The 23,553-nt window shown below is 65.2% G+C and carries 24 protein-coding genes and 1 riboswitch; of the genes, 6 read left to right on the top strand and 18 right to left on the bottom strand.

Annotated elements, in window-relative coordinates; translation table 11 throughout:
- Positions 1-65: 65 nt before the first annotated feature.
- The gene (gene ubiE, locus ETQ85_RS10985) at positions 66-803 is read right to left on the bottom strand and encodes a bifunctional demethylmenaquinone methyltransferase/2-methoxy-6-polyprenyl-1,4-benzoquinol methylase UbiE (RefSeq protein ID WP_148579098.1); all 738 of its coding nucleotides are present in this window, start codon (positions 801-803) and stop codon (positions 66-68) included.
- A gap of 48 nt (positions 804-851) precedes the next feature.
- Positions 852-1,277: a gamma-butyrobetaine hydroxylase family protein gene (locus ETQ85_RS10980; protein ID WP_148579097.1), complete on the bottom strand. Its 426-nt coding sequence runs from the start codon at positions 1,275-1,277 to the stop codon at positions 852-854.
- Positions 1,278-1,442: 165 nt separating this feature from the next.
- Between ETQ85_RS10980 and phoB the strand changes: the two genes are divergently transcribed.
- Together phoB and phoR are read left to right on the top strand one after the other, a co-directional pair.
- Positions 1,443-2,153 (top strand): phosphate regulon transcriptional regulator PhoB, encoded by a 711-nt coding sequence (gene phoB, locus ETQ85_RS10975; protein ID WP_148579096.1) that lies wholly within the window; start codon positions 1,443-1,445, stop codon positions 2,151-2,153.
- A gap of 30 nt (positions 2,154-2,183) precedes the next feature.
- Positions 2,184-3,503, top strand: coding sequence for a phosphate regulon sensor histidine kinase PhoR (gene phoR / locus ETQ85_RS10970; protein WP_246128739.1), 1,320 nt, complete (start codon positions 2,184-2,186; stop codon positions 3,501-3,503).
- On the opposite strand, the gene ETQ85_RS10965 is transcribed toward phoR, so the two are convergent.
- The 3 genes from ETQ85_RS10965 to ETQ85_RS10955 all read right to left on the bottom strand — a co-directional run bounded on the left by ETQ85_RS10965 (position 3,496) and on the right by ETQ85_RS10955 (position 6,511).
- Positions 3,496-5,106 (bottom strand): hypothetical protein, encoded by a 1,611-nt coding sequence (locus tag ETQ85_RS10965; RefSeq protein WP_148579095.1) that lies wholly within the window; start codon positions 5,104-5,106, stop codon positions 3,496-3,498. The two genes, phoR and ETQ85_RS10965, sit on opposite strands and share 8 nt — an antisense overlap.
- Before the next feature lie 17 nt (positions 5,107-5,123).
- A complete protein-coding gene (locus tag ETQ85_RS10960) occupies positions 5,124-5,567 on the bottom strand; it encodes an HIT family protein (protein ID WP_148579094.1) in 444 nt (147 codons plus the stop codon).
- Between the two features lie 125 nt (positions 5,568-5,692).
- Entirely contained in the window at positions 5,693-6,511 is an 819-nt protein-coding gene (locus ETQ85_RS10955) for a class II glutamine amidotransferase (protein ID WP_148579093.1), read from the bottom strand.
- Positions 6,512-6,659: 148 nt separating this feature from the next.
- On the opposite strand from ETQ85_RS10955, the gene ETQ85_RS10950 reads away from it, so the two are divergent.
- From ETQ85_RS10950 to ETQ85_RS10935, 4 genes are all read left to right on the top strand, one after another.
- Positions 6,660-7,472, top strand: coding sequence for an SIR2 family NAD-dependent protein deacylase (locus ETQ85_RS10950; RefSeq protein WP_148579092.1), 813 nt, complete (start codon positions 6,660-6,662; stop codon positions 7,470-7,472).
- A gap of 60 nt (positions 7,473-7,532) precedes the next feature.
- Complete coding sequence (locus ETQ85_RS10945; protein WP_148579091.1) at positions 7,533-10,892, top strand: DEAD/DEAH box helicase; 3,360 nt, start codon at positions 7,533-7,535, stop codon at positions 10,890-10,892.
- Entirely contained in the window at positions 10,885-12,492 is a 1,608-nt protein-coding gene (locus ETQ85_RS10940; RefSeq protein ID WP_148579090.1) for an ATP-binding protein, read from the top strand. Before ETQ85_RS10945 ends, ETQ85_RS10940 begins: the two co-directional genes overlap by 8 nt.
- A 70-nt stretch (positions 12,493-12,562) precedes the next feature.
- Positions 12,563-13,186: a Clp protease ClpP gene (locus tag ETQ85_RS10935; protein ID WP_148579089.1), complete on the top strand. Its 624-nt coding sequence runs from the start codon at positions 12,563-12,565 to the stop codon at positions 13,184-13,186.
- Between the two features lie 18 nt (positions 13,187-13,204).
- Here ETQ85_RS10935 and ETQ85_RS10930 read toward each other — a convergent pair whose 3' ends face one another.
- The 13 genes from ETQ85_RS10930 to cobU form a co-directional block, all read right to left on the bottom strand.
- Positions 13,205-13,594: a PEGA domain-containing protein gene (locus ETQ85_RS10930; protein WP_222862134.1), complete on the bottom strand. Its 390-nt coding sequence runs from the start codon at positions 13,592-13,594 to the stop codon at positions 13,205-13,207.
- Positions 13,595-13,828: 234 nt separating this feature from the next.
- Complete coding sequence (locus ETQ85_RS10925; RefSeq protein WP_148579087.1) at positions 13,829-14,398, bottom strand: PqiC family protein; 570 nt, start codon at positions 14,396-14,398, stop codon at positions 13,829-13,831.
- Positions 14,398-16,035 (bottom strand): PqiB family protein, encoded by a 1,638-nt coding sequence (locus tag ETQ85_RS10920; RefSeq protein WP_148579086.1) that lies wholly within the window; start codon positions 16,033-16,035, stop codon positions 14,398-14,400. Before ETQ85_RS10920 ends, ETQ85_RS10925 begins: the two co-directional genes overlap by 1 nt.
- Complete coding sequence (locus tag ETQ85_RS10915; RefSeq protein ID WP_246128738.1) at positions 16,028-16,687, bottom strand: paraquat-inducible protein A; 660 nt, start codon at positions 16,685-16,687, stop codon at positions 16,028-16,030. Before ETQ85_RS10915 ends, ETQ85_RS10920 begins: the two co-directional genes overlap by 8 nt.
- Positions 16,684-17,322: a paraquat-inducible protein A gene (locus ETQ85_RS10910; RefSeq protein WP_148579085.1), complete on the bottom strand. Its 639-nt coding sequence runs from the start codon at positions 17,320-17,322 to the stop codon at positions 16,684-16,686. Before ETQ85_RS10910 ends, ETQ85_RS10915 begins: the two co-directional genes overlap by 4 nt.
- A gap of 83 nt (positions 17,323-17,405) precedes the next feature.
- On the bottom strand, positions 17,406-17,948 hold the full coding sequence (locus ETQ85_RS10905) for a hypothetical protein (RefSeq protein ID WP_148579084.1): 543 nt from the start codon (positions 17,946-17,948) through the stop codon (positions 17,406-17,408).
- Positions 17,949-18,287: 339 nt separating this feature from the next.
- Entirely contained in the window at positions 18,288-19,127 is an 840-nt protein-coding gene (locus ETQ85_RS10900; protein WP_148579083.1) for an alpha/beta fold hydrolase, read from the bottom strand.
- A gap of 53 nt (positions 19,128-19,180) precedes the next feature.
- A complete protein-coding gene (locus ETQ85_RS10895; protein ID WP_148579082.1) occupies positions 19,181-19,702 on the bottom strand; it encodes a GNAT family N-acetyltransferase in 522 nt (173 codons plus the stop codon).
- 132 nt (positions 19,703-19,834) lie between these two features.
- Positions 19,835-20,386, bottom strand: coding sequence for an alpha-ribazole phosphatase family protein (gene cobC, locus ETQ85_RS10890; RefSeq protein WP_148579081.1), 552 nt, complete (start codon positions 20,384-20,386; stop codon positions 19,835-19,837).
- A complete protein-coding gene (locus ETQ85_RS10885; RefSeq protein WP_148579229.1) occupies positions 20,371-21,141 on the bottom strand; it encodes an adenosylcobinamide-GDP ribazoletransferase in 771 nt (256 codons plus the stop codon). Before ETQ85_RS10885 ends, cobC begins: the two co-directional genes overlap by 16 nt.
- Before the next feature lie 23 nt (positions 21,142-21,164).
- The gene (gene cobT / locus ETQ85_RS10880; protein WP_148579080.1) at positions 21,165-22,199 is read right to left on the bottom strand and encodes a nicotinate-nucleotide--dimethylbenzimidazole phosphoribosyltransferase; all 1,035 of its coding nucleotides are present in this window, start codon (positions 22,197-22,199) and stop codon (positions 21,165-21,167) included.
- An 82-nt stretch (positions 22,200-22,281) separates the two neighbouring features.
- Positions 22,282-22,590 (bottom strand): protease inhibitor I42 family protein, encoded by a 309-nt coding sequence (locus tag ETQ85_RS10875; RefSeq protein ID WP_148579079.1) that lies wholly within the window; start codon positions 22,588-22,590, stop codon positions 22,282-22,284.
- A 50-nt stretch (positions 22,591-22,640) separates the two neighbouring features.
- On the bottom strand, positions 22,641-23,186 hold the full coding sequence (gene cobU / locus ETQ85_RS10870; RefSeq protein WP_148579078.1) for a bifunctional adenosylcobinamide kinase/adenosylcobinamide-phosphate guanylyltransferase: 546 nt from the start codon (positions 23,184-23,186) through the stop codon (positions 22,641-22,643).
- Between the two features lie 100 nt (positions 23,187-23,286).
- A riboswitch (cobalamin riboswitch) is annotated at positions 23,287-23,535 on the top strand.
- Positions 23,536-23,553: the final 18 nt, after the last annotated feature.

Genomic DNA, 23,553 nt, shown 5'->3' with positions numbered 1-23,553 from the left:
GACTCCATGAGTGAAAACGGGGACCGAAGCCCCCGCGTTGATGGTCCGCGGGAAGCGGCGCGATGCTAGAGCTTGTAGCCCCGGTGCAGGGCGACCACGCCAGCGCTCATGTTGAAGTATTCAACGCGCGCCAGGCCGGCCTGTTCCATCAGGTCCTTGAGGGATTCCTGGTCCGGGTGCATGCGGATGCTTTCGGCCAGGTAGCGATAGCTTTCGGCATCCTTGGCGACTTTCTCCCCCATCATCGGCAGCAGCTTGAAGGAGTAGAAGTCGTAAGCCGGGGCGAGGGGCTTCCAGACCTTGGAGAATTCCAGCACCAGCAGGCGGCCGCCGGGCTTGAGGACGCGACGCATCTCGGCGATGGCCTGGTCTTTATGCGTCATGTTGCGCAGGCCGAAGGCGACGGTGACCACGTCGAAGTGGTTGTCCGGGAAGGGCAGCTTTTCGGCGTCGCACTGGGCCACGGGAAGCAGGAAGCCCTTGTCGACAACCCGGTCACGGCCGACGGAGAGCATGGCGTGATTGATGTCGGTGAGCCACACCTGGCCGGTTGGGCCGACCTTTTTGGCGAAGGCGAGGGACAGGTCGGCGGTGCCGCCGGCCACGTCGAGCACCCGGTCGCCCTTGCGCACGCCGGCGATCTGCACGGTGAAAGCCTTCCACAGGCGATGCAGGCCGAAGGACATGAGATCGTTCATCACATCGTAGCTGCTGGCCACGGAGGAGAACACGCCCCGTACCTTGCCGGCCTTTTCGGATTCGGCAACCTTCTGGAAACCGAAGTGAGTGGTCTTGTCGTTCATGATCTGGAGAGGGGATCGGTTGGCCGGGACAACTGGCCCGGCGGAAAATCAGTGGTGGTGACCGCAGCCGCCGGCCTTGGGCGCGGGTGGCGGGAGGTCGGCAGGATCGCGGCTGCCACCGGCTTCGGCTAGGCGCAGCAGGTAGGTTTGCCACAGTTCGTCGTGGTTCTCGCCGAGCTGGTAGAGGTAATCCCACGAATACAGGCCGCTGTCGTGGCCATCGGAGAAGATCGGGCGGATCGCGTAGTTGCCGACCGGCTCGATGCGGGTGATGTCGACGTCCCGCTTGCCGAGCTGCAGGACTTCCTGGCCGACACCATGACCGCGGACTTCGGCGGACGGGGAGTTGACGCGCAGGAACTCATAGCTGAATTCGAAGCGCCGGCCGTCGTCGAAGGCGACCTCCATGAGGTGCGAGCGTTGGTGAAGCTTGATCTCGGTGGGGACGGGATCGTCCTTGCGAAGGCCGGCCATTGGGGCTCCGTCGTCAGAATGTGGAATCCGGACATGATACTAGAAGGCGGCCCCGGCGCCCTGTACTCACAGGAGCCAAGCTGCATTGCAGGCTTGTGACCTGTCATGAAACGTTAAAGTAGCTGCAATACACTGCGCTTGTCTTGTCATCCCACCGAGGTTTTCATGGCCGCTACCATTCTGCTTGTCGAAGACGAGCCTGCAATTCAGGAACTCATTGCCGCCAATCTCATGCGGGCCGGCCATCATGTGGTGCGGGCTTCCGATGCGGAAACCGCCCAGCGCATCGTGCGTGATGCACTGCCGGACCTGATACTCCTCGACTGGATGCTGCCCGGCATGTCGGGTGTCGAGTTTGCCCGCCGTTTGCGTGCCGAGGAGCGTACCCGGGGCATTCCGCTGATCATGCTGACTGCTCGCGGCGAGGAGCAGGACAAGGTCCTCGGCCTCGAATCTGGCGCCGATGACTACATCACCAAACCCTTCTCGCCCCGCGAACTGGTGGCCCGCATCAAGGCTGTGCTGCGACGCCGGGCGCCGGAAACCACCGAGGATCCGGTCGATCTGGGCGGCCTGCGCCTTGATCCGGCCACGCACCGGCTGGCCGCCGGCGGCAATCCGATCACCCTCGGCCCCACCGAATTCCGCCTGCTGCACTTCTTGATGACTCACCCGGAGCGGGTCCATTCCCGCGCCCAGTTGCTCGACCAGGTATGGGGCGACCATGTCTTCGTCGAGGAGCGCACGGTCGATGTGCATATTCGGCGCCTGCGTTGTGCTCTTGAGCCGAGCAACCTTGATAGCCTGGTGCAGACGGTGCGCGGCAGTGGATATCGTTTCTCGACCCAGCAGGAAACGCCGGTAGCGGTGCGATAATCCGTGCCGGTCCAGTCTGTTGGAGACGTGGTGCTCATCCGTCCGATCAGCTACATTCGTGTTGCCGTTTTAACCATTCTGGCGCTTATCGCCATTCTGGCTGTCGCTGTTGGGGTATTTTTCGGGCTGGTGCCGGCGCTCATCACTTTCTCTGTGGCCTTGATGCTGGCGGGTGCTTACCACGTCAATAACCTTTTCAAGCTGGTCAGGTGGCTGCGGACTCCCGTCGAAGAGGCTGCACCGTTGCCGCGCGCTTTTGGCATGTGGGACTACGTTTTCGCCGATGTGAACCGGCGGGCGCGTACCGCCAGCCACCATCAGGAACGCCTGTCCGCGGCGCTGGAGCGCTTCCGCGAAGCCAGTCAGGCAATGCCTCACGGGCTGATGTTCCTGTCGAACAGCAACACCATCGAATGGGTCAATCGTCAGGGCGAGCAGCATTTCGGTCTTGACCGGGCGCGGGACCAGGGCACGCCGGTCACCAACATCGTTCGCCAGCCCGATTTTGTGCGCTACCTGCAGCAGGAGCAGCATGATGCGCCGCTGACCTTTACCGCCAGCCGCCCGATCGGCCGGACCTTGATGGTCCATGTGGTGCCCTTCAGCGAGGACATGCGCCTGCTGATGTCCGAGGACATCACCCAGGGCGAACGCCTGGAGGCCATGCGGCGGGATTTTGTCGCCAACGTGTCCCACGAGATGCGTACGCCACTGACCGTGGTGAGCGGCTTCCTCGAAACGGTGATCGACGGGCTCGATGATCTCGGCAAGGAAGACATTCGCCACTACCTGGGCCTGGCTTCCGAGCAGGCTGGGCGGATGCAGCGCCTGATCCAGGATCTGCTGACCCTGTCGGCCCTCGAAACCGGTGCGCCGATGCAGCTGGAAGAGCCGGTGGATGTGGTCCAGTTGCTCGAAGAAGTCCAGCAGGAGGCCGAGGTTGTCTCCGCCGGCCGTCATGTCATCGAACTCGACTGTGCCAGCGACGCCCGCCTTCTTGGCAATGCCAAGGAGCTCTACAGCGCCTTCGCCAACCTGGCCATCAACGCGGTGCGCTACACGCCGACAGGCGGGCACATCCGTATTGGCTGGCGACAGCGCGGCTCAGTGGTCGAATATTCGGTGGCGGATGACGGGATCGGCATTGCGCCGGAGCACATTCCCCGCCTGACCGAGCGTTTCTATCGGGTAGACCGGGGCCGTTCGCGGGAAACCGGCGGTACCGGCCTGGGGCTGGCGATCGTCAAGCACGTGGTGAGTCGCCACCAGGGCGACTTGCTGATCGACAGTCAGCCGGGGCAGGGCAGCCGCTTCACGGCCTGTTTCCCGGCCCGTCGGCTGGTCAGCTGACGATGTTCTCGTAGGTTGCCTGATCGAAGTTGGTGCCTCGCGCCACCAGCGTGGTCAGGCGAACCTGCCGGGAGGCGCCGTTGTGCAGTTCGAGCACCCGGTCGGCGTGGAACCAGCCACCTGGCAGCACAATGGTTGCTGGTGCCCGCATGGCAGTGATTTCGGGCAGCAGAAACCCCTGCAGGTAAGGTTCGTGGCTGCCCACATTGACGCCGGTGCCCCGCACGGCCACTGTCGACGGCAGCCCGGCGAGCAAATGGATGCCGGCCATCAGGGTGCCGTCCGGTTCGTACATCAGCCAGCTCACCTGCCCGAGCAGGTACTGATTGCCGTCGCTGGGCTTGATGCCGACCAGCTGGTGGTGTTCGATGCGCTGGCCCGCGTGCTTGCGCTGGAGGCGGAAGCCCGACACGGAGTGATCGACCGTGGCCCATTCGTCGATGTTGTAGCCGCGCCGCACCGCTTCCACTTCCGGATCCATGACTGGCATGACTTCGTTGTCCACGCGGGCACCGAAGGTGATCACATTCATGTCGTAGCGGCTGCCCATGGTCTGGCGCCGGTTGGGCGGAATGAATTCCTGCCCTGACACCAGCAGGCCAATGCCGTCCCATTCGGTGCAGATCTTGTTGCTGCCCTTCTTGCTGCGCCGCGGGAAGCGCCGCCCGGCGGCCGACATCCCCCACGGACGATACAGCGACACGAGGAGGCGGGCGCAGGCCGGCTGGGAGCAGTCGTCGCCAAGGCCCAGGGAGGCCGGCGTGGTGCCCTGCTTGAACTCGGCCAGCATGGCCTTGATCTGGGCCGCCAGGCGGTGGCCGTCAAAGCGGCGCATGCCCGGTCGCGAGCCGATCAGGGCGATCGGCCGCAGGCCGTGGTCTTCGGACAGATCGAGGCCGTAGGCGCGGGCGTCGTCCTTTTCCCAGGTGCTCTGCATGATGCAGTAGGGGGCGAAGCGTTGGGCCCAGCGGCAGATCCAGTTGAGCTCGCGCTGGTTGCGGCCGTAGGGATTGGTCAGGTCCACCAGCAGCAGGGCGATGTAGGCCTCGTCCGGGCTCTGGGCTTTCCAGGTGTTGTTGAGCGGGTCGATGACCCGGCTGTGGGAGACGCCGGCCCGTTCGGCTTCGATGAATGCGGCATGTACCGATTTCCAGGCACCCGGCGGTTCGGCCCGGTGAGCCCGGAAATACTCGATGATGACCTGGCCGAGGTACTGGATGCGGCGCTGTGCCAGCAGCGGCCACTGGGCGCGGAACTCGTCGGTGCCGCTACCGCCTTCGGAGAGCCGTGCGTAGGCGGTGCTCAGGGCGGTCCACAGGCGGACCACCTGGCGCAGGGTGGCATCCTCGGCGCTGTCGGGGGGCAGCGGGTGGGCGGCGTAGCGGGACGACATTTCGTGCTGCACGAAAGTGATCGTCTGGCGTGCCGATTCGAGGACTTCGAGTTGCTCCTCCGGCCCCAGGGGGCTGGCCAGCAGGCCTTCGAGCATGCGCACCAGGGTGGCGTGGCTCTCGGTCGCGTTGAGGGTGTGCAGATTGCGCAGGAGCTTGCGGTACTGCTCCACGCTGCGCAGATCGGTGTAGGTTTGGGGGCTGTCCGTCATGGAACGATCCTCCGGCTTCAGCCTGAAAGGTGCTCGGCGATGGCGTTGCGTACCGCCAGGGCGAGGCGGGCGTCATCGACAGCGGGGGCGGGTGATGCGCCGCCCTTGCGCTGCGCCATGCCCCACACTGGCTGGGGAAAATGACGGTCGTCGAGATAGCGCGGGATGAGATGCCAGTGCAGATGGGGCACCACGTTGCCGAAACTGGCCAGGTTGATCTTTTCCGGGTGGAAGCATTCCCGCAGGGCTACTTCCACGGCCATCAGGATGTTGAAGCAGTGGCGTTGCTCGGCAGGGGACAGATCACTCATTTCCGCCACGTGCTCGTTCCAGATCAGGCGGCAATAGCCGGGGTAATCCGGATCCTCGACCCGGATCACGCGGCAGCTTGCATCGTGCCAAAGCAGGTTCTCCCGTTCGGGAAAGCAGAGGGGGCAGTCTTGAGGTGCGCTTGTCGACATGGCGGCTTCAGCCCGGTGTTGCAATATCAGAGGATTCTAGCCCGGATATATCGCAAATTTTCACTGCTGCTTTTCTGTGACGTAATTCATAAAAAGTGCTTCCGGGCGATTTTGACAAAATCGACTCAGCAGGCGGGGGGATCGGTCCGGATAAAGGCGCAAGTTCCGGCTGGTCCGGCATCCACGGGGGCGCCGTCCACAAAGAGCATCAGGCTTCCGGGCGCCATCGGCAGCCAGGTTTCATTGTCGGTCAGCGGCGTGGTGGCCACGATGGCGACCCGGTCGGCAGGAGAGGTCAGCTTGCGGAAATCCACGGTGAGGTCCTGGTCCTTCAGGTGGGCCTGGTCGAAGGGGGCCTGGCGCACGATGTAAGTGAGCCGCGAAGCGCAATGGGCGAACAGGCAGGTCCCGTTGGAGAGCAGGAAGTTGAATTCCCCGTGACTGCCGATCTCGGTGGCGATCTTCCGGATCTCCGCGAACAGGGTGTCGCGGGAAGGTTCGCCGTCGGGAAAACGGTGGCGCAGGGATTCCATCAGGTAGCAGAAGGCTCGTTCGGAATCTGTCTGGCCGACGGGCTGGAAGTGACCAGGCAGCTCGGGCATGAAGCCCTTGAGATTGCCGTTGTGGGCGAACACCCAGTAGCGCCCCCACAACTCCCGCTGGAAAGGGTGGGTATTTTCCAGTGTGATGACGCCTTGGGTGGCTTTGCGGATGTGGGCGATGACGTTGAGCGAGTGGATCGGGTACTGGCGCACCAGTTCGGCCACCGGCGAGGCGCTGCTGGCCTTCGGGTCGAGGAATACGCGCACGCCGCGGCCCTCGAAGAAGGCGATGCCCCAACCATCACCGTGGACGTCGGTGAGCCCGCCGCGGGCCTGGAAGCCGGCGAACGAGAAACAGATGTCCGTCGGTGTATTGCAATTCATTCCTAACAGCTGACACATGGTTTTCTTCGCTTTTTCTGTATGGCCTCCGACCGACGAGTCGGTCAGAATTAAACCCTTCGCAGCGCCTCTCATTAGGCGGATAGTCTGTCTGGATGGCGCTACGCCTCGCGTGATTTTCCCCGTTTTCTCCCGCCTGGGATCCAGCATGTCAAACAACACCTTAACCGAACACGCCACCGGGATTGCCGCCGCGGGTCGCCTGCTTTCGACCGCACGGCGCATCCTGTTCATCACCGGTGCCGGGCTCTCGGCCGACTCCGGGCTGCCCACCTACCGGGGCGTCGGCGGCCTCTACGAAGATGCCCACACCGACATCGGACTGCCCATCGAGCAGGCCCTGTCGGGGGAAATGTTCGAACAGCGGCCCGACATCACCTGGCACTATCTGGCGCAGATCGAGTCGGCCTGCCGCGGCGCCCGCCCCAATGCCGGCCATTATGCAATTGCCCGGCTGGAAGCACTGCATGGCGGCGTCACGGTGCTGACCCAGAATGTAGACGGTTTTCATCTGGCTGCCGGTTCCCGCAATGTGATTGAAATGCACGGCACCCTGCGCCGCCTGCGTTGCGTGGACTGCGGGCGCTCCCGTCATGTGGATAACTATGCCGGCCTGTCGATTCCTCCCGAATGCCCCCACTGCGGCGGCATCCTGCGTCCGGATGTGGTGCTTTTTGGCGAGAGTCTGCCCGATCAGGCGCTGCATCGCTTTGAGCGTGTGCTTGCCGCCGGGCCGGACCTGATACTTTCCGTTGGCACCGGCAGCGCCTTCCCGTATATCGCCGGCCCGGTGTTGTGGGCGGTGGAGAACGGGATTCCGACCATCGAGATCAACCCTGGTCACTCGCCGCTCAGTGAACGGGTTGCCATCCGCCTGCGCCTGCGTGCCGCCGAAGCCTTGCCGGCCATGCTCGATGCGGCCGGTTATTCCCTCGATAGCGGTCGCGATGCCTGCGCTTAGGTATCGCTCGGGCTCCTTAAGCCCTAAAATCCTGACTTTCGCCCGCCCAATCTCGTCGGCATGGAACTCGCTCGCCTTCTCGCCCACCTCGACGACACCCTTCTCTCCGAACTGTTTTCTGCCAACTCCCTGAGCCGTGCCCGCGCTTATGTAGGACGGGTACGTCATATCGAGGCTGCCGGTCACCAGTTGCAGGCTCAAGTGCAGGGTAGTGAGGCGGTGCCTTATCGGGTCAGTGTGAGAATCGAACGGCGCGAGTACTTTGGCGAGAGCTCCATCGAACTCAGCACCCGCTGCACCTGCCCGGTGGGCAACCGCTGCAAGCACGCGGCGGCCCTGATTCTGGCCGCCCGTCGCCCCGGGGCTCTGGTAGACAAGCCGCGTGCCGAGATCCTGGCGTGGGCCAGGACCCTGCAGGAGCGTGTCGCCAAGGCCGACAAGGCGCGCAAGCCGGCTCCGGCGAAGGAGGGCATCTTCTACATCTGCAGCGTCTGGATGCTGGGTGACGGGGTGGAATTCAGCCTCATCAAGAGCCGTGTCGGGCCTGAAGGTGAACCGATGGCGAGCGCCAGCGTCTGGAGCAATTACGAGCAGGCCCTGCTCAAGCCACCGTCCTTCGTGCGCGAGGAAGACCTGCAGGTCTTCCGCCTGCTGCGCGAGGCGAGTCGGCGCAGCGGCTCGTACGGACGCCCCGAGTTGCGCGGGGCAGAGGGACTGGCCTTGCTGGAAGCCGCTCTCGCCACCGGGCGGACTTACCTCGAACTGGACGACAGCGGGCGCATTACGCCGCTGGCCGCCGGTGCACCGCGCCCCGGTCAGCTTGAATGGATGCCGGGCGAAGAGGGGGTCAAGGCGCGGGTCCGTGTCGTGCCCACGGCCCCGCTGGTGATCTGCACCGAGCCGCTGGCCTATTTCGATGCCAGCCGCGGCGAGGCTGGCCGGGTGCAGATGGAAGGCGGTGCCGTGCTGGCCGAAGTGCTCGCCCTGCCACCCCTGTCACCGCTCGAACTGCCGGTGGTGGCCAGCGCCCTGGCCCAGGTGGCGCCGACGCTGCCTTCCCCCCGTGGCGCCAGTGCGGCGGAACTGCCGCGTCTCGAACTGCCTTGCCAGCCGGTACTCAGCCTGCAAACCCTGCATTGCTGGAGCTGGCGCAAGCACCGGGGTTACCCGGTGGACTACAACGGGCAGGAGTACGACGTGGCCCTGCCGCTCTTTGCCTACGGCGAAGTGCGCTTCGAGGCGGGCTCCACCCATGATGTGGCCACCCTCGACGACGGCCGGGCGGTGCGCGTCAAACGTGATCTACAGCAGGAAACGGCCGCCTGGCGGGCTTTTCTGGCCGCCGGCTTCCAGCCCGTCAAACCGACCTGGCTGATGGTTTCCGGTGCGCGGCCGGAAAGTATTTTCGGCCTCGAAAGCGAGGCCCACTGGGCGCATTTCTTCTCACTTACCGCCCCGGCCCTGCGCGAGGCCGGCTGGCGCATCGACTGCCCGAAGGATTTTCGTCACCGGGTGCTGGTGCCGACCGAATGGCACGTGGACATCGAGGAAGGCGAGGGTGGCTGGTTCCAGGTGTCCCTCGGCGTCGAGGTGGAAGGCCGCCGGCTCGATCTGGCGCCGATGCTCCACGCTGTTTTCCGCCAGGATCCGCGCTGGCTCGACCGCAAGAAGATCGATGCCATCCGCGACGACGCGCGGGTGATGGTCGAGCTCGACGATGGCGAGCGGATGGCCCTGCCGGCCGAGCGCATCAAGCCCATCGCGCGCACGCTGGTGGATCTTTTCGATACGCCGTCGGCCAGCCTCAAGGTGTCGCGCCTGGACGCGCCGCGTCTGGCCGAAGCCCTTGGCGAGGGCTGGCAGGCGCGCGGCATGGCCAGTGTCGAGGAATGGATCGCTCGCATCCGCGACGCCGCCAGCATCAAGAAGGTGGCCGTTCCAAAGGGTTTCGCGCTCGAATTGCGTCCCTACCAGCTCGAAGGCCTGGCCTGGCTGCAACACCTGCGCCGGCACGGCCTGGGCGGCATCCTCGCCGACGACATGGGCCTCGGCAAAACCGCCCAGACCCTCGCCCACCTGCTCGTCGAAAAGCGTGCCCGCCGTCTCGGCAAGCCGGCCCTGATCGTGCTGCCGACTTCGCTGGTCTTCAACTGGCAGCGCGAGGCCGAACGCTTTGCGCCGGCCCTCAAGGTGCTCAGCCTGCGCGGTAGCGGCCGGGCCGAGGCGTTTGCGCAGATTCCCGACCACGACGTGTGCCTCACCACCTACCCGCTCTTGTGGCGCGACCGGGAGCAGCTCGCCGCCCACGAATACCACTCGCTGATCCTCGACGAAGCCCAGACGGTGAAGAACGCCGCCAGCCAGGCCGCCCAGGTGGTGCGCATGCTCAAGGCCGAGCACCGCCTGTGTCTCACCGGCACGCCGCTGGAAAATCACCTCGGCGAGTTGTGGAGTCAGTTCGACTTTCTGTTGCCGGGTTTTCTCGGTGACGCCAAGGACTTCACGGCCCGCTGGCGGAGCCCCATCGAAAAGCGCGGCGACGTGGTGCGGCGCGACATCCTGGCTCGCCGCATTGCGCCCTTCATCCTGCGCCGGCGCAAGGAGGACGTGGCCAAGGAGCTGCCGCCCAAGACCATCGTCGTGCGCAGTGTCGAACTCGAAGGCCGCCAGCGCGATCTCTACGAAACGGTGCGCGCCACCATGGACAAGCGCATCCGCGAGGAAATTGCCGCCCGCGGCTTTGCGCGCAGCCAGATCCTCATCCTCGACGCGCTGCTCAAGCTGCGCCAGGTGTGCTGCGACCCGCGCCTGCTGAAGACCGAGGTAGCTGCCAAGGTCAAGGAACGCGCCAAGCTCGACTTGTTGATGGACATGCTGCCGGAGCTGGTGGACGAGGGCCGCAAGGTGCTGTTGTTCTCGCAGTTCACCGGCATGCTGGCGCTGATTGCCGCCGAACTCGAGGCCCGCGACATCCGTTTCGTGATGCTCACCGGCGATACCGCCGACCGGGAAACGCCGGTACGCCAGTTTCAGGATGGCGCCGTGCCGGTTTTCCTGATCAGTCTGAAGGCCGGTGGCGTGGGCCTCAACCTCACGGCTGCCGACACGGTGATCCATTACGATCCGTGGTGGAACCCGGCCGCCGAAAACCAGGCTACCGACCGGGCTCACCGCCTCGGCCAGACCAAATCGGTGTTCGTCTACAAGCTGGTGGTGGCCGGTTCCATCGAAGAGAAAATCCTCGCCCTGCAAGACAAAAAAGCCGAACTGGCGGCGGGCATTCTCGGTGAGGATCACGAAGGTACGGTCAAGTTTGGTGAGGATGACATCCGCGCACTGCTCGCCCCCCTGCCGGAGATAAAAGGCGACGCGGCGGCGCCCAAAAAACGCGGCAAGCCGCTGAAGGCAAGCCATGATTAGCGACGTCAAACATCCGGTGGTCGGGTGGCTCGAGCGGGTGCCGCTGTTCATCGCCTTCATCGTCCTTTACGTGGCTGTCGATGTGGCGAGCTTTATCCATCCGCTGCATGACCTCAACATCACCCCGTGGAATCCTGCGCCCGCTCTGGGGCTGGTACTCGTCTTGCGCCTTGGCCGGGTGGCCTGGCTGCCCCTGGCGGTAGCGGTGCTCCTCAGCGAGCTGGCGGTACGCGGGGTGTCGGCGGCGCCGCTGGCCAGCATTCTGTCGGCGCTGATCCTGGCTGGTGGTTACGTGTTCCTGGCGACCCTGCTGGCCAGCCATCTGCCGCGCGACACCCTCCTCGACGACCGGCGCAGCCTGTTTACCTGGTTGATCGTGGTGATTGCGGGTTTGCTGGTGGTGACGTGCGTTTACCTCTTTACGCTGCGGGCAGTGGGCTTGCTGCCCAAGTCGGGCTGGTGGGTTGGCGTGGAGCGCTTCTGGGTGGGCGATGCAGTAGGCATTTCTGTGCTGATGCCGCTGTTGTGGTGGCTGAGCTGCGAGCGGGGTCGTCTGCTGTTGTGGCGGGCGGTGGCCAATCTGGAAAGTATCGCCTACCTGCTGCTGGCTCTGCTTGCCCTGTGGGTGGCGTTCGGCATGGGCGGGCATAACGGCTTCAAGCTCTTTTACCTGCTCTTCCTCCCGATTGTATGGGCGGCTGCACGCCAGGGCATGGCGGGGGCCATCGTGTGTGCGGCCTTTTTGCAGGTGGGGGTGATCGTTGCCGTGCAGGTGATGCAGCTCAGTGCGGTGAGTCTCGAGGAGCTGCAACTGCTGGCGCTGGCGATGGCCCTGGTGGGGTTCTTCGTTGGCGTGGTGGTGGACGAACAGCAGCGGACCGGCGAGGAACTGCGCCATAGCCTGCGTCTGGCTGCCGCCGGAGAGATGGCTGGCGCGCTGGCCAACGAACTTTCCCAGCCGCTCACGGCGCTTTCTGCCTATGCGGGGGCCTGCGAACAACTGCTGGAGCGGGGCGAGGGAGAGCAACTGAAGGCAGCGATTCACTGTGTGCAGAGGGAGTCTGCCCGCGCTGGAGAAGTGCTGCTGCGCCTGCGCGACTTCTTCAACACCGGGGCGACCCGGCTCGAACGGATCAGCCTGGAAGCGTTCGTCGAGTCGGCGGTGGCGCCCTACCGGAGCCGTGCCGAACGCAGCGGCATCCGCCTGAAGACCGGCAGCATGCCGAACGTGCATCTGCTGGTCGACCGCCTGCAGATGGAAGTGGTGCTGCGCAACCTGCTTTCCAATGCTTTCGACGCGGTCAGCGACAGTCCTCGCCAGCCGCGCCGGATCTGGGTGGCGGCCGTGCTGGAGGCGAATGGAAGGATCTGCCTGCGGGTGGAGGATTCGGGGCCGGGGCTGTCGGCCCGGCTGGCGGCGAGCATCTTCGAGCCTTTCCAGTCCACCAAGTCCAGCGGCCTTGGTCTCGGCCTGTCCGTCAGCCGCGCCATCGTGGATATCCATGGCGGCCGTCTGTGGGGCGAGGTGGCCAATCACGGGGTATTCAAGATCGAACTGCCGGTGGCTGAAGCCGCCGCTGAGCCGCCGGCGCTGGTCTGAGCCTGCTGGTTGTGACGGCTGCCGGGCGGTTGCATACTGCCTGCATCGTGGAGCCGACAAGGAGAAGACCATGCTGCAGCATTCCCCGGGCCGCAATGGTGGTGGCGAACCGCCGGACGAAGAAGAACTCGAGCCCTTCGGCGGGTTGATGCGTTATGAGCGGCAGGTGCCGATCCACCAGGTGTCCTATTACCTGTGCGGCGAGATCCAGGCACCCCAGTTTTATACCGAGTTGTTCTATACCCTGCGCTCGGCTTCCGAAACCGATCTGATCTACCTGCACATCAATTCACCCGGCGGTGATTTCAACACCGGCCTGCAGATCATCAACAACATGCTGGCTTCGGACGCTCACGTGGTCACGGTGCTGGAGGCGCGGGCCTATTCGATGGCCGCTTTCATCTTCCTGAGCGGCGACGAGCTGGTGGTGCATGACAACTGCCAGCTCATGTTTCACACTTATTCGAGCAGTTTCGCCGGCAAGGGCAGCGAGCAGCTGGCTGAGGTGCACGCCCTCGGCAACTGGTTCGAGAAGGTCACGACGCGCCTGTGCACACCTTTCCTGAGTCCCACCGACATCAACCACATCCTGCAGGGCAGCGACCTGTGGATGGATTCCGACGAGATCCGGCGCCGCCTCGGACGCATCAAGCATCCCAAGGCAGCGCCGCGCAAGAGCGCGACGAAACCTTAGATCACAGAAACGGTGTGATTACCCGCTCTCTTTCATGCAGATCGGGGTCATGGTGTAAGTGGTGGGATCGACCTTCCAGGCTGCGCCGGAAATCATGTCGATCGGGATGGTAAGAATGCCGAAGTCGAGCAGGATGCCAAGTAGTGACACCGGCTCGAAGGCTTCTCCGCTTTCGCCGGTGACTGCCTTGCAGCCCTCCTTTTCCACACGCAGGGTATGTGGTTTGCCTTTCTTGATGTTAACCATGGCGGTATCTACACCGCGCGCGGCGCCATCTACATAGATTACGGAACCCTTTTCAAGAGAGTTTACGGTGATGTTGTCGCTGTTTCCCTTGATGATGGATGCGCAACCACTCAGCGCCAAACTCGTGGCAATCAGAGCCGAAACCAATTTCTTGCTATGCATTTTATTGACCAATCCCCGTTCAGGATCTTCCTGTGCCAAAAGGCTAATCTCAGTCGACCCCGTTTATGCTAAAAACATAAACTAAATGACAAAAGGATGAATTCTATCGATCGGTCGACGATAGTCAATGTTTTGTCATAAATAAATGCCGTTAGGGATTTAACGGGAGCTGGTCGCCGGGTGTTCAGCCTGTTGCCAGGACGTTTCAAGCCGTTGGGAGGGGGACACAGAAACCTACGGCAGTGCTCCGGCGATGTCCCGGGCGAGGGCGTCCACCAGGCGTCCGTGGGCAGTGGCGAGGGCTTCCCAGGTGGGGGCGGCGAGTTGCTCGGTGGCGGCGAAGCGGCGGCTGGTCACGTCTTTGCCGGCCTTGCGGAGGGTCCATACGGCTTCCAGCGTGACCCGCTCGAAGCCGTCGGCGTCGAAGCGCTGGACGTCGATGGGCAGGCTCAGGTCGGGTTCGGCGATGCTCGCCTGCGGCCACGCCACGGCGCGGCTGTAGGGCGTGCGGCGGGCCAGTTCAACCGCCACGCGGCGGGCGATTTCAGTCTTCAGCGGGGCCGCCCAGCGGTGGCTGTCGGACACGTCGGCGCGGCTGTCGTCGAGCAGGCGAACCATGTGCAGGCGGTCGATGGCGGCCGGCACACCCACCGGGCCGACCACCAGGCTGGCACCGGTCAGTGTCGGCAGCGAGCTTGCCGGCCCGGCAGACAGCGGGCCGAGAGTGTAGTTGAGGACGGGCGGGGTGGTGCCGCAGCCGGCCAGCAGGCCGATCAGGGCGAAGGTGCTCAGGAGACGACGCATCAGGGTTTGTCCTCGGGTTTGCCGCGCAGCAGCGCTTCGGGATGTCGGTCGAGGGTGTCGGCCAGGTGGCGCAGGGCCTGGGCGGCGCGGGACAGTTCCTGCAGGCTGGCGCGCAGGTCCTGCTGCAGGGGCGCATCGCTGGCCAGCAGCTTGCGGGTGTCGGCGATGGCGGCGCGGGCTTCCACCACGGTGTTGCGCACATCGCCGCTGGCCAGACCGTCCAGGCGCTTGACCAGGCCTTCGGCCTCGTCGATGGTCCGGCCGAGGCCGACGATGGCCTTGCGGGTGTCCTGGCCGATTTCGTCGAGCGGCAGCTTGTCGAGCCTGGCGACGATGCGCAGCAGCGTGGTCTGTAGTTCGTCGAGGCTGCCGCGCTGGGTGGGGAGCGCCGGCGGGGTCTGGCTCCAGTCGGCCTTGGCCGGCTTGGCGCCGGGGAAGAAATCGAGCGCCACGTAGAGCTGGCCGGTCACCAGATTGCCGCTGCGCAGCTGGCTGCGCAGGCCATTGGCGATCAGTTTGTCGATAAAGGCGCGGAAATCCTTGTCTCCGGCGTCCTTGCCAAAAAACGTTGTATTGCTGGGCCGTGGCCGAGCCTGCATGCGCCCCGGGAAGATGGCCACCTCGACGAGCAGGCCCAGCTCTGTGGTGCGGGAGTTGAAGTCCGGATGGATCGCTGTTACTTCGCCGACCTGGATGCCGCGGAAGTCCACCGGCGCACCCACCGACAGCCCGCGCACCGATTCGGTGAAGCGCAGCAGGTAGTTCTGCACGGTGGTGTGGGGCTGCTTGAGGGCTTCGGTCCGGTTGGGGAAGAGGCGGAAGTGGTGGTCCTTGGGGGCCGGTTCGTCGTTGGGGCCATCGGGTGTCTGGAAGGCCAGTCCGCCGGCGAGGATCGAGGCGAGGGATTCGGTATTCACCTGCACGCCGTCGGCGCTGAGTTTCACGTCGACGCCGCTGGCGTTCCAGAAGCGGCTGTCGGTGGTCACGAAACGGTCGTAGGGGCTCTTGATGAAGACCTGGATGTCGAGTTGCCGGCCGTTTTCACCGAGTTTGAAACCGGTGACCTGGCCGGCCTGAATGCGCCGGAAATACACCGGTGTGCCGACCCCGACCGAGCCAAGGGTTTCCGCCTGCAGCACGAAGGCGCGACCGGGTACGTCGAAGGTGATGATCGGCGCAGCCTCGAGGCCGGTGAAATGGTGCCGCTCCTCGGCCGACTTGCCGGCGTCCATGCCCACGTAGGCACCCGACAGTAGGGTGTCGAGGCCCGACACGGCGCTGCCCGAAACCTTGGCGCTGACCACCCAGAAGCGCGTGTCGTCCACCAGCAGCCGGGCCGCCTCCCGGGCCAGCTTGGCGGTGGCGATGACGTGGGCGCCGTCCTCGTCAAGGGCCACGCCGGTGATCTGGCCGACATCCACGTCCTTGAATTTGATGCGCGTCTTGCCAGGCTCCAGGCCCTCGCCGGTTTTGAAGTGGATGGTGATGGTCGGGCCTTGCTCGTAGTAGGTGCGGGCGGCCAGGAAAAGGCCGATCAGCGCGGCGACCAGCGGGATGATCCACACCAGCGGGATGCGGAAGCGCCGTGGCTTGTCCACGGCGGCGACGGGCAGGGCGGGGGGAGCGGGTTCAGTCATGGTCGGGTGCGTCGGTATCGGTTAGAGGGTCCCAGATCAGGCGCGGGTCGAAGCTCATGGCGGCGAACATGGTCAGCACCACCACCGCGCCGAAGGCCACGGCCGCCGGGCCGGCCTGGATGATGGCGAGGCCCTGGAAGTGCACCAGGGCCACCAGGATGGTGATCACGTAGATGTCGAGCATGGACCAGCGTCCGACGAACTCGACCATGCGGTACAGCCGGGTGCGCTGCAACAGGTTCTGGCGCGAGCGGCGCTGCACCGAGGCGGTGAGGTAGATCAGGGCGATGATCTTGAGCAGCGGCACCATCACGCTGGCGAAGAACACCACCGCCGCCAGCGGCCACGAGCCCGACTGCCACAGGAACACCACGCCGCTCATGATGGTGTCTTCCTGGCTGCCCAGCAGCGAAGTGGTGACCATCATTGGCAGCAGGTTGGCGGGAACATAAAGGAGGACGGCGGCGAGGATCAGCGCCCAGGTGGTGCTGATGCTGGCGGGTTTGCGCATGTGCATCGGTGCGTTGCAGCGCGGGCAGCGCAGGTGGTGGCTGTCGCCGTCCGGCAGGTGGGCGAGTTGGCCGCAGATGTGGCAACTCATCAGCCCGGCCTGGCGGGCGGTGAGATGTGGCGCGGCGTGGGACGTGCTCACGGGCGCTCCTCGGCGAGGGGCGTCTGCCACAGCAGGCGCGTGTCGAAGGCGCGCCCGGCGAGGGTGAGGGCGACGATCAGCGCTGCCATGGCCCAGAAGGCGGTGCCGAGAATCACGCTGGCCAGGTGCGACAGCTTGACCAGCGATACCAGCATGCCGAGCAGGAAGACTTCCGTCATGCCCCACGGCTGGACCGAGCGCACCAGCCGGAAAAAGGCTGCCAGCTTGGGCGATACGCGTCCGAGGCGCAGCGGCACCAGCACCAGCAGGATCATCAGCAATTCGAGCACGGGGAACAGCAGCGCGGTGACGAAGACCAGCCCCGCCACCGGTCCCATGCCGTCGCGCCACAGCACCTGTACGGCTTCGAGCAGCGTCACCTCGACCCGGCGGCCTTGCATCTCGAGGCCTACCAGCGGATAGACATTGGCCAGCACGTAGAGGATGGCGGCGCACAGGGTCAGCGCCAGGGTCCGGTCGATGCTGTCGGGCGGGTTACGGGCGAGAAAAGCCTTGCAGCGCGCACAGCGAGCCGTCTCGCCAGGGGCGAGTTGCGGTTCGGTTTGCAGCAGGTCGCACTCGTGACAGGCGATCAGGTCGGCGGGCAGGGTCGGATGCGCAGCGGGTGCGGGCATGGCGTGGCCCCGGGAAATGACGGCCAATTGTGCGGGGCCTGCCCGCCGGGCGCAAGGGCGGCGGGGTTTGCGGCTGGTAGTGCCTAGCGCGTTGCCGCGACTGGCCCGGGAAGGGCGGGGCCGCTGAGTCCTGGTCCGGGCGACGGACCGGAAGCGTCGGCGGGGGCCGGGATACGGTTGAGCGGCAGCGGAGGTTCGTCGCGCTGTGCAGACAGGGCGTTGCGGGAGGTGGTCATGGGAGGCGTGGGCGTTTCACCGCCCGCCATCGGGGCCAGAGGGAGCACGATGGGGGTACTGGTACTGCGCTGGAGCAGGATGACCCGGTCGGCCAGCACCCGATCGACGAGGATGTCTTCACTGAAGGAGGCGCCTTCGGGCACCAGCACGGGACGCTTGCCGGTCTCGGCGAGGATGGCCACTCCCGGTGCGCTGTCGTTGCCGATGATCACTCCCTGCAGTACGAGCCCAAGCGGGGGGTCGGCCTGAGGCCGTTCGATGAACTGGGGGGTGGAGGGATTGACCACCAGCAGCAGCCCCATTTCTTCGCCAATCCACAGCACCGAAACCACCAGAACACCAAGGCTCAGGAGGATTTTCTGCAGGCGTTTGAAATCGAATCCGTTCATGAAAATCTCTTTTTTAGGTGGCCTGTATGCCATCGGCCATGGAGTGTGTTTCACCGTAACACGCCTTCCACTCCCTTTCTGTATCGCTTTAACGCGGATTAACCCATTTAACCAAAGTTACGATAAGTGCCTTGAAGGAGGTGGGGTGCTTAACGGGATTTCATCCGTTACGGCCGGAAAATGGGACAAGCGGCCATCCTTGCAGCGTGTTATCCCCTATTGCTGATCCTAGACCATGCATCCACGCCTTCCAGCTTTCTTTTGCGCTTTTCTTCCGACCCTTGTCGGTGCCAGCCGGTATCCGGCTACGTGCCGGGGCGTGCAGGGATTGCCCTGTGTTCAGGTCGTCCCGGCGTCGATGAAATCCAGCACGTCCTTCACGAAGCGTTCGCGCTCCCACAAGTGGGGGGCGTGGTCCACGCCTTCGTAGATGCGCAGCAGGGCGTCGGGAATGCTGTCGCGTACGTATTCGGCGGTACCGGTCGAATAGAAGTTGCTCGCGCCGCCGTACACCAGCAGGGCCGGGATGGGGATGCGGGCCAGCACGTCCCGGTAGTCGGCGGCGGTCAGGCTGGTCCAGCAGTCGATCAGCGGGCGCGGGTTGAGGGTGCGCAGACGCTGGCGGGCGGTCTCGATGCCGGAGCCGTTTTCCAGGTATTTGGCCCGTGAGCGCTCGTTGTGGCCAAAGGCCGCCAGGCGCAGCACCGTTTCGGCGAAGTCCTTCTCCAGCTCGCCGATGAAGGCCGCGTTGCGGCGATGGTCGAAATCGCCGTAAATGCCGCGTTTCCAGCTGTCGTCGGTGAGCAGCTTGGGCGACTGGTCGATGAAGACGAGGCGCGACAGGCGGGTGCTGCCGAAATCCCGCAGGTATTGCCACAAGGTCAGGGCGCCCATTGAATGGCCGGCCACCACGGCCTGCTCGAGTCCGTAGTGATCGAGCAGGTTTTGCAGGTCGCGGGCCATGCGCTCGACGGTGGGCACGGTGGCCGACTTCAACGCATGCCCGCCGTGGCCGCGGGCGTCCCAGCGAAAAACCCGATGCTTTGCCTCGAAGGCTTCCAGGAAGGGGTTCCAGTCCCGGTGGGTGGAGGTCCAGCCGTGCAGCAGCACCAGCGGCGGGCCCTCGCCGGAAATCTTCAGGTGGAGTTTTTCGCCATCGTCGGTGAGGAAGTGGTCCATGGGATCGCTCGGGTAATGAGGTGAGAGCCCGAGTATATGACGTGCACGGAAGGTCAGCCGTCCACGGGTGCGCCCGGTGTGTCGAGAATGCGCTGGTAGAAGCCCACATCGAGCCAGCGCCCGAACTTGAAGCCGGCCTGCTGCAGCGTGCCGGCATGGCGGAAGCCGAGCTGTTCGTGCAGCGCAATGCTGCCGCTGTTGGCCATGTCGATGACGCCCACCAGCATGTGCAGGTCCTGCGCCCGCGCTGCCTCGACCAGTCTTTCCAGCAGCGCCCGCCCGAGGCCCTGGCCGCGGTGTTCCCGGTGTACGTAGATGGAATGCTCGACGCTGTATTTGTAGGCTGGAAAAGCGCGGAAGGGGCCGTAGCTGGCGAAGCCGAGGAGGGTTCCGTCGGCGTCGATGGCACCGATCACCGGGTAGTTGCCGGCGGCCTTGGCGGCGAACCACGCGACCATGCTGTCGGCGGTGCGCGGCTGGTAGTCGTAAAGGGCGGTGGAAGTGGCGATGGCTTCGTTGAAGATGGCCAGGATCGCCTCGGCGTGGGCTGCGTGGGTGCAGGAGATGACGTTCATGGCGCGCGGATTCGGTCTGTCCGGGGAAACCCGATTCTGCCCGAATCCCTGCGCTGTCCATCAGTTCGTTCTGGTAGCGCGAGCGGTATCCCGCGCAAACAGGTCGGATTTTGTGGGGTTAATCGACCTTAATCAGCGATTAAACCAGCGCAGCACCGTGCCCCATTCATGGATGTCGAGCCGGGACGCTTCGCCGCAGGCGAAGTCGAGCCCCAGCCAGTGTTCCGGCGGCAGGCCGAGGAGCTGGCCGGCCAGCGCCCGCAGCGGCCCGCCGTGGGCGACGATGACGACCGCCGGCGCGGGGCTGGCGGCCCGCAGTTCGGCGAGGAAATCGTGGGCGCGGGCGGCCATCTGGCGCGGCGATTCGCCTCCCGGCGGGGCAAAGTCGAGAGGTGCGTCGACCCACGCGTCGATGGCGCTGCCGATGTCGTCGAAAGTGCGGCCTTCCCATTCGCCGAAGTGGATTTCCTTCAGGCGCGGGTCGAGCAGCGGTGTGCCGAGGGCTTCGGCCAGCAGTCGCGCGCGGGCCAGCGGGCTGGCGTAGAGGGCGAAATCCTGCGGCAGCAGCGGGCGCAGGCGTTCGGCCACGGTGACAGGGGATTCAGCCAGGCCCAGGTCGGTCTGGCCGTAACAGGTGCCCGGCTGTACATCGGGCCGGGGATGACGGATCAGGTAGAGCTCCATGCGGCGAGTATCCCGAAGTAGATGGCGAGTTCGGCGACCTGCTGGGTGGCGCCCAGGCAGTCGCCGGTGTAGCCGCCGAGGCGGCGGGCGAAAGTGCGTATCGCCCAGACGATCACGATGGCGGTCAGCACCAGCGCCGTCAGGGCTTCCCGGGGGTTGAGCAGCAGCAGCGGGAGGATGCCGGCGAGGGTCGCCAGGCCGAGTTCGGCACTCGTCGGGCGGCGCGCGACGGAGGCCGATTTGGCGCTGTCGTCGGCGCGGGCGTAGTCGAGTACCGCCATCAGGCTGACTGCGGCGAGGCGCGACAGGGAATGGGCGACCAGCAGGGCGGCGATCACCGGGTAATCGTCGCCGGCTGCGAGATTCGCCAGCGCCAGGTATTTGGCGAGCAGTACCAGGACCAGCCCGATGGCGCCGTAGCTGCCGATCCGCGAGTCCTTCATGATGGCCAGCACCTGGGCCTTGGTCCACCCGCCGCCGAGCCCGTCGCAGGTGTCGGCCCAGCCGTCCTCGTGGAAGGCGCCGGTGGCGCGGATGGTGGCCGCCATCGAGAGGACGAGCGCCAGATCGACGGGCAGAACCTGCACGGCCAGCCAGTACACCGTCGCCCCGATCAGCCCGATGATCCAGCCCACCAGCGGCAGGAACCGCGCCGCCTGGCCGAGCTTGTCCGGCGAAAACGCGACCCAGCCGGGAATTGGCAGGCGTGTGAAGAAGCCGAGGGCGATGAACAACAGCTCGATCTGGGTGCGGATCATGGTGGTGAGCGGCGTTCTGCTCACGCCTTGCCAGCCACGCCGGCCGACTCGAAGCTGGCCATCTGGTTGAGGAAATTGACCGCTGCCTGCACCAGCGGGTAAACCAGCGCAGCGCCGGTGCCCTCGCCCAGGCGCAGGTCGAGCTGGACCAGCGGTTCGACGTTGAGGTGGGCGAGCTGAACCCGGTGGCCAGCCTCGTCGGAGCGATGGGCGAAGACGCAGTAGTCGAGGATGGCGGGGGCGAGGCTGTAGGCCACCAGCAGGGCGCTGGTGACGATGAAGCCGTCGATGAGCAGCAGCATGCCGGCTTCTGCGCCGCCGAGCATGGCGCCGGCCATCATGGCGATCTCGAAGCCGCCGTATTCGGCAAGGGCGGCGAGGGGCTCGGACAGGCGCCCGCCGCGGGTTACGGCGCGGGACAGCAGTTCGCGCTTGCGGGCCAGGCCGGCGTCGTCGAGGCCAGTGCCGCGGCCGATCACGACGTCGAGCTCGGCGCAGGTCAGGCAATGGGTGAGCAGGGAGGCGGCGGCGGTGTTGCCGATACCCATTTCGCCAAAGCCGATCACGTTGCAGCCCTGGCTGGCCAGCGTGCGGGCCAGTTCACGGCCACGGGCGATGGCGGCATCGCGCTGGGCGGCGTCCATGGCCGGGGTTTCGAGGTAGTTGGCGGTGCCGGGGGCGATCTTGGCGTCGATCAGGCCGGGTCGGGTGCCGAAATCATGGGCGACGCCGGCATCCACCACCGACAGGTCCATGCCCATCTGGCGTGCAAAAACGTTGATGGCAGCGCCGCCGGCAAGGAAATTCTCGACCATCTGCCAGGTCACGTCCTGGGGGTAGGCGGACACGCCGGCCTTGGCTGCGCCGTGGTCGCCGGCAAACACCAGCATGTGCGGCCGGCGCAGTTCGGGGGCCACGGTTTGCTGGATCAGGCCGATCTGTTTGGCCAGCGATTCCAGGCGGCCGAGGGCGCCGAGGGGCTTGGTCTTGGTGTCGATGCGCTGCTGGAGGGCTGCAGCGAGGGTCTGGTCGGGACGGACGATTGCGTAGGTCATGGCGCGCATCTGTGGGCGGGGTAGAGGCCGCGGATGCTAGGGCGCGGCGGCGTTTACATCAAGCGCCGCCGCGCCGCTGTCTTCAGTGACCGCCGCCGCCAAGGGTGGCCTGGCGCACTTGCAGGACAATCCGGCGGCTGTTGCGGATCTCCTTGTGCCAGGCGCGCTTGAGGACGAAGCGCAGTTCGTAATCGCCGGCAATGTCACCGATGAGCGCAAAAACCTGACTGCCCGCCCGGAGCCGGCCGGCCTCCGGCAGGGTCTCTTCGAGGGTGATGCGGATTGGTGCGTGGGCTGAATCCACGTACCAGGTGGCTCCGCTGCCGGGATAGGACGGAAGGGCGATGCGGCAGGTCTGTCCGATGTCGCTGGCAAGTCGTTGGTGGGGCATGGTGTGGGCTGGTCCGGTTGTTGTTGTTGTTGTTGTTGGTATTTTTTTGCTCAGCCCTTGAGCCTGAGAGGTAATCCGGCGGCCACGAAGGTGACCTGTTCGCACAGTGCGGCGACAGCCTGGTTGAGGCGTCCGGCTTCGTCGCGAAAGAGGCGTCCCAGCGGCGTTTCCGGCACCAGCCCGAGGCCGACTTCGTTGGCGACGAAGATGACCCGGCCGGGCAGCGTCGGGATCAGCGCCAGTAGCGCGGCCCGTTCACGGGCAAAGGCGGGGAGCTGATCGGCGCTGGCTGCGGGGGGCAGGTTTTCGGCGCCGTCGAGCAGGTTGGCCAGCCACAGGGTCAGGCAGTCGACCACCACGCAGCGGTCGGGGGCGGCTTCGGCGGCGAGGGCGGCGGCGAGGCGTGTGGGTGCTTCGACCACCATCCATCCGGCGGGGCGGTCGGCCTGGTGACGGGCAATGCGGGCCGCCATCTCCTCGTCGAGCGCTTCGGCGGTGACGATGACGTGCACCGACAGGTCGCTGGCGGCGGCCAATGTTTCGGCGTGGCGACTCTTGCCCGAGCGGGCGCCACCGAGGATCAATTCAGAAGGCATAAGGGACTTTCGCTGATGTTCCGTGCACGTCAACTCGTTGCAGGAAGTGACTGATTCTGGTGGTATTATCGCAGGCTGTTGCGCTGCGGATAGATCCGCAGCAGACAAACGTGTTCCAGGTGCTCCACGGGCCTTCCGGCCCAGGGGTTAAACGGGAAACAGGTGCGCGATCTTCTTTCGGAAGTCGTAATGCCTGTGCTGCCCCCGCAACGGTAAGCAAGCGCAAGGTGTGTCACACAGCCACTGGGCCTCTGGGTCTGGGAAGGCGATACACCGCGTCCGGTCCGGCATTCATGCCGCCCCGGCACAGCTTGTGAGCCCGGATACCGGCCTTGATCACACAAAGCGGAAGTGCCACGGGGTGGTG

Origin of the sequence: Zoogloea oleivorans (genome assembly GCF_008107625.1) — a bacterium.
GTDB lineage: Bacteria > Pseudomonadota > Gammaproteobacteria > Burkholderiales > Rhodocyclaceae > Zoogloea > Zoogloea oleivorans.
This window is presented reverse-complemented; position numbering and strand designations above follow the sequence as displayed.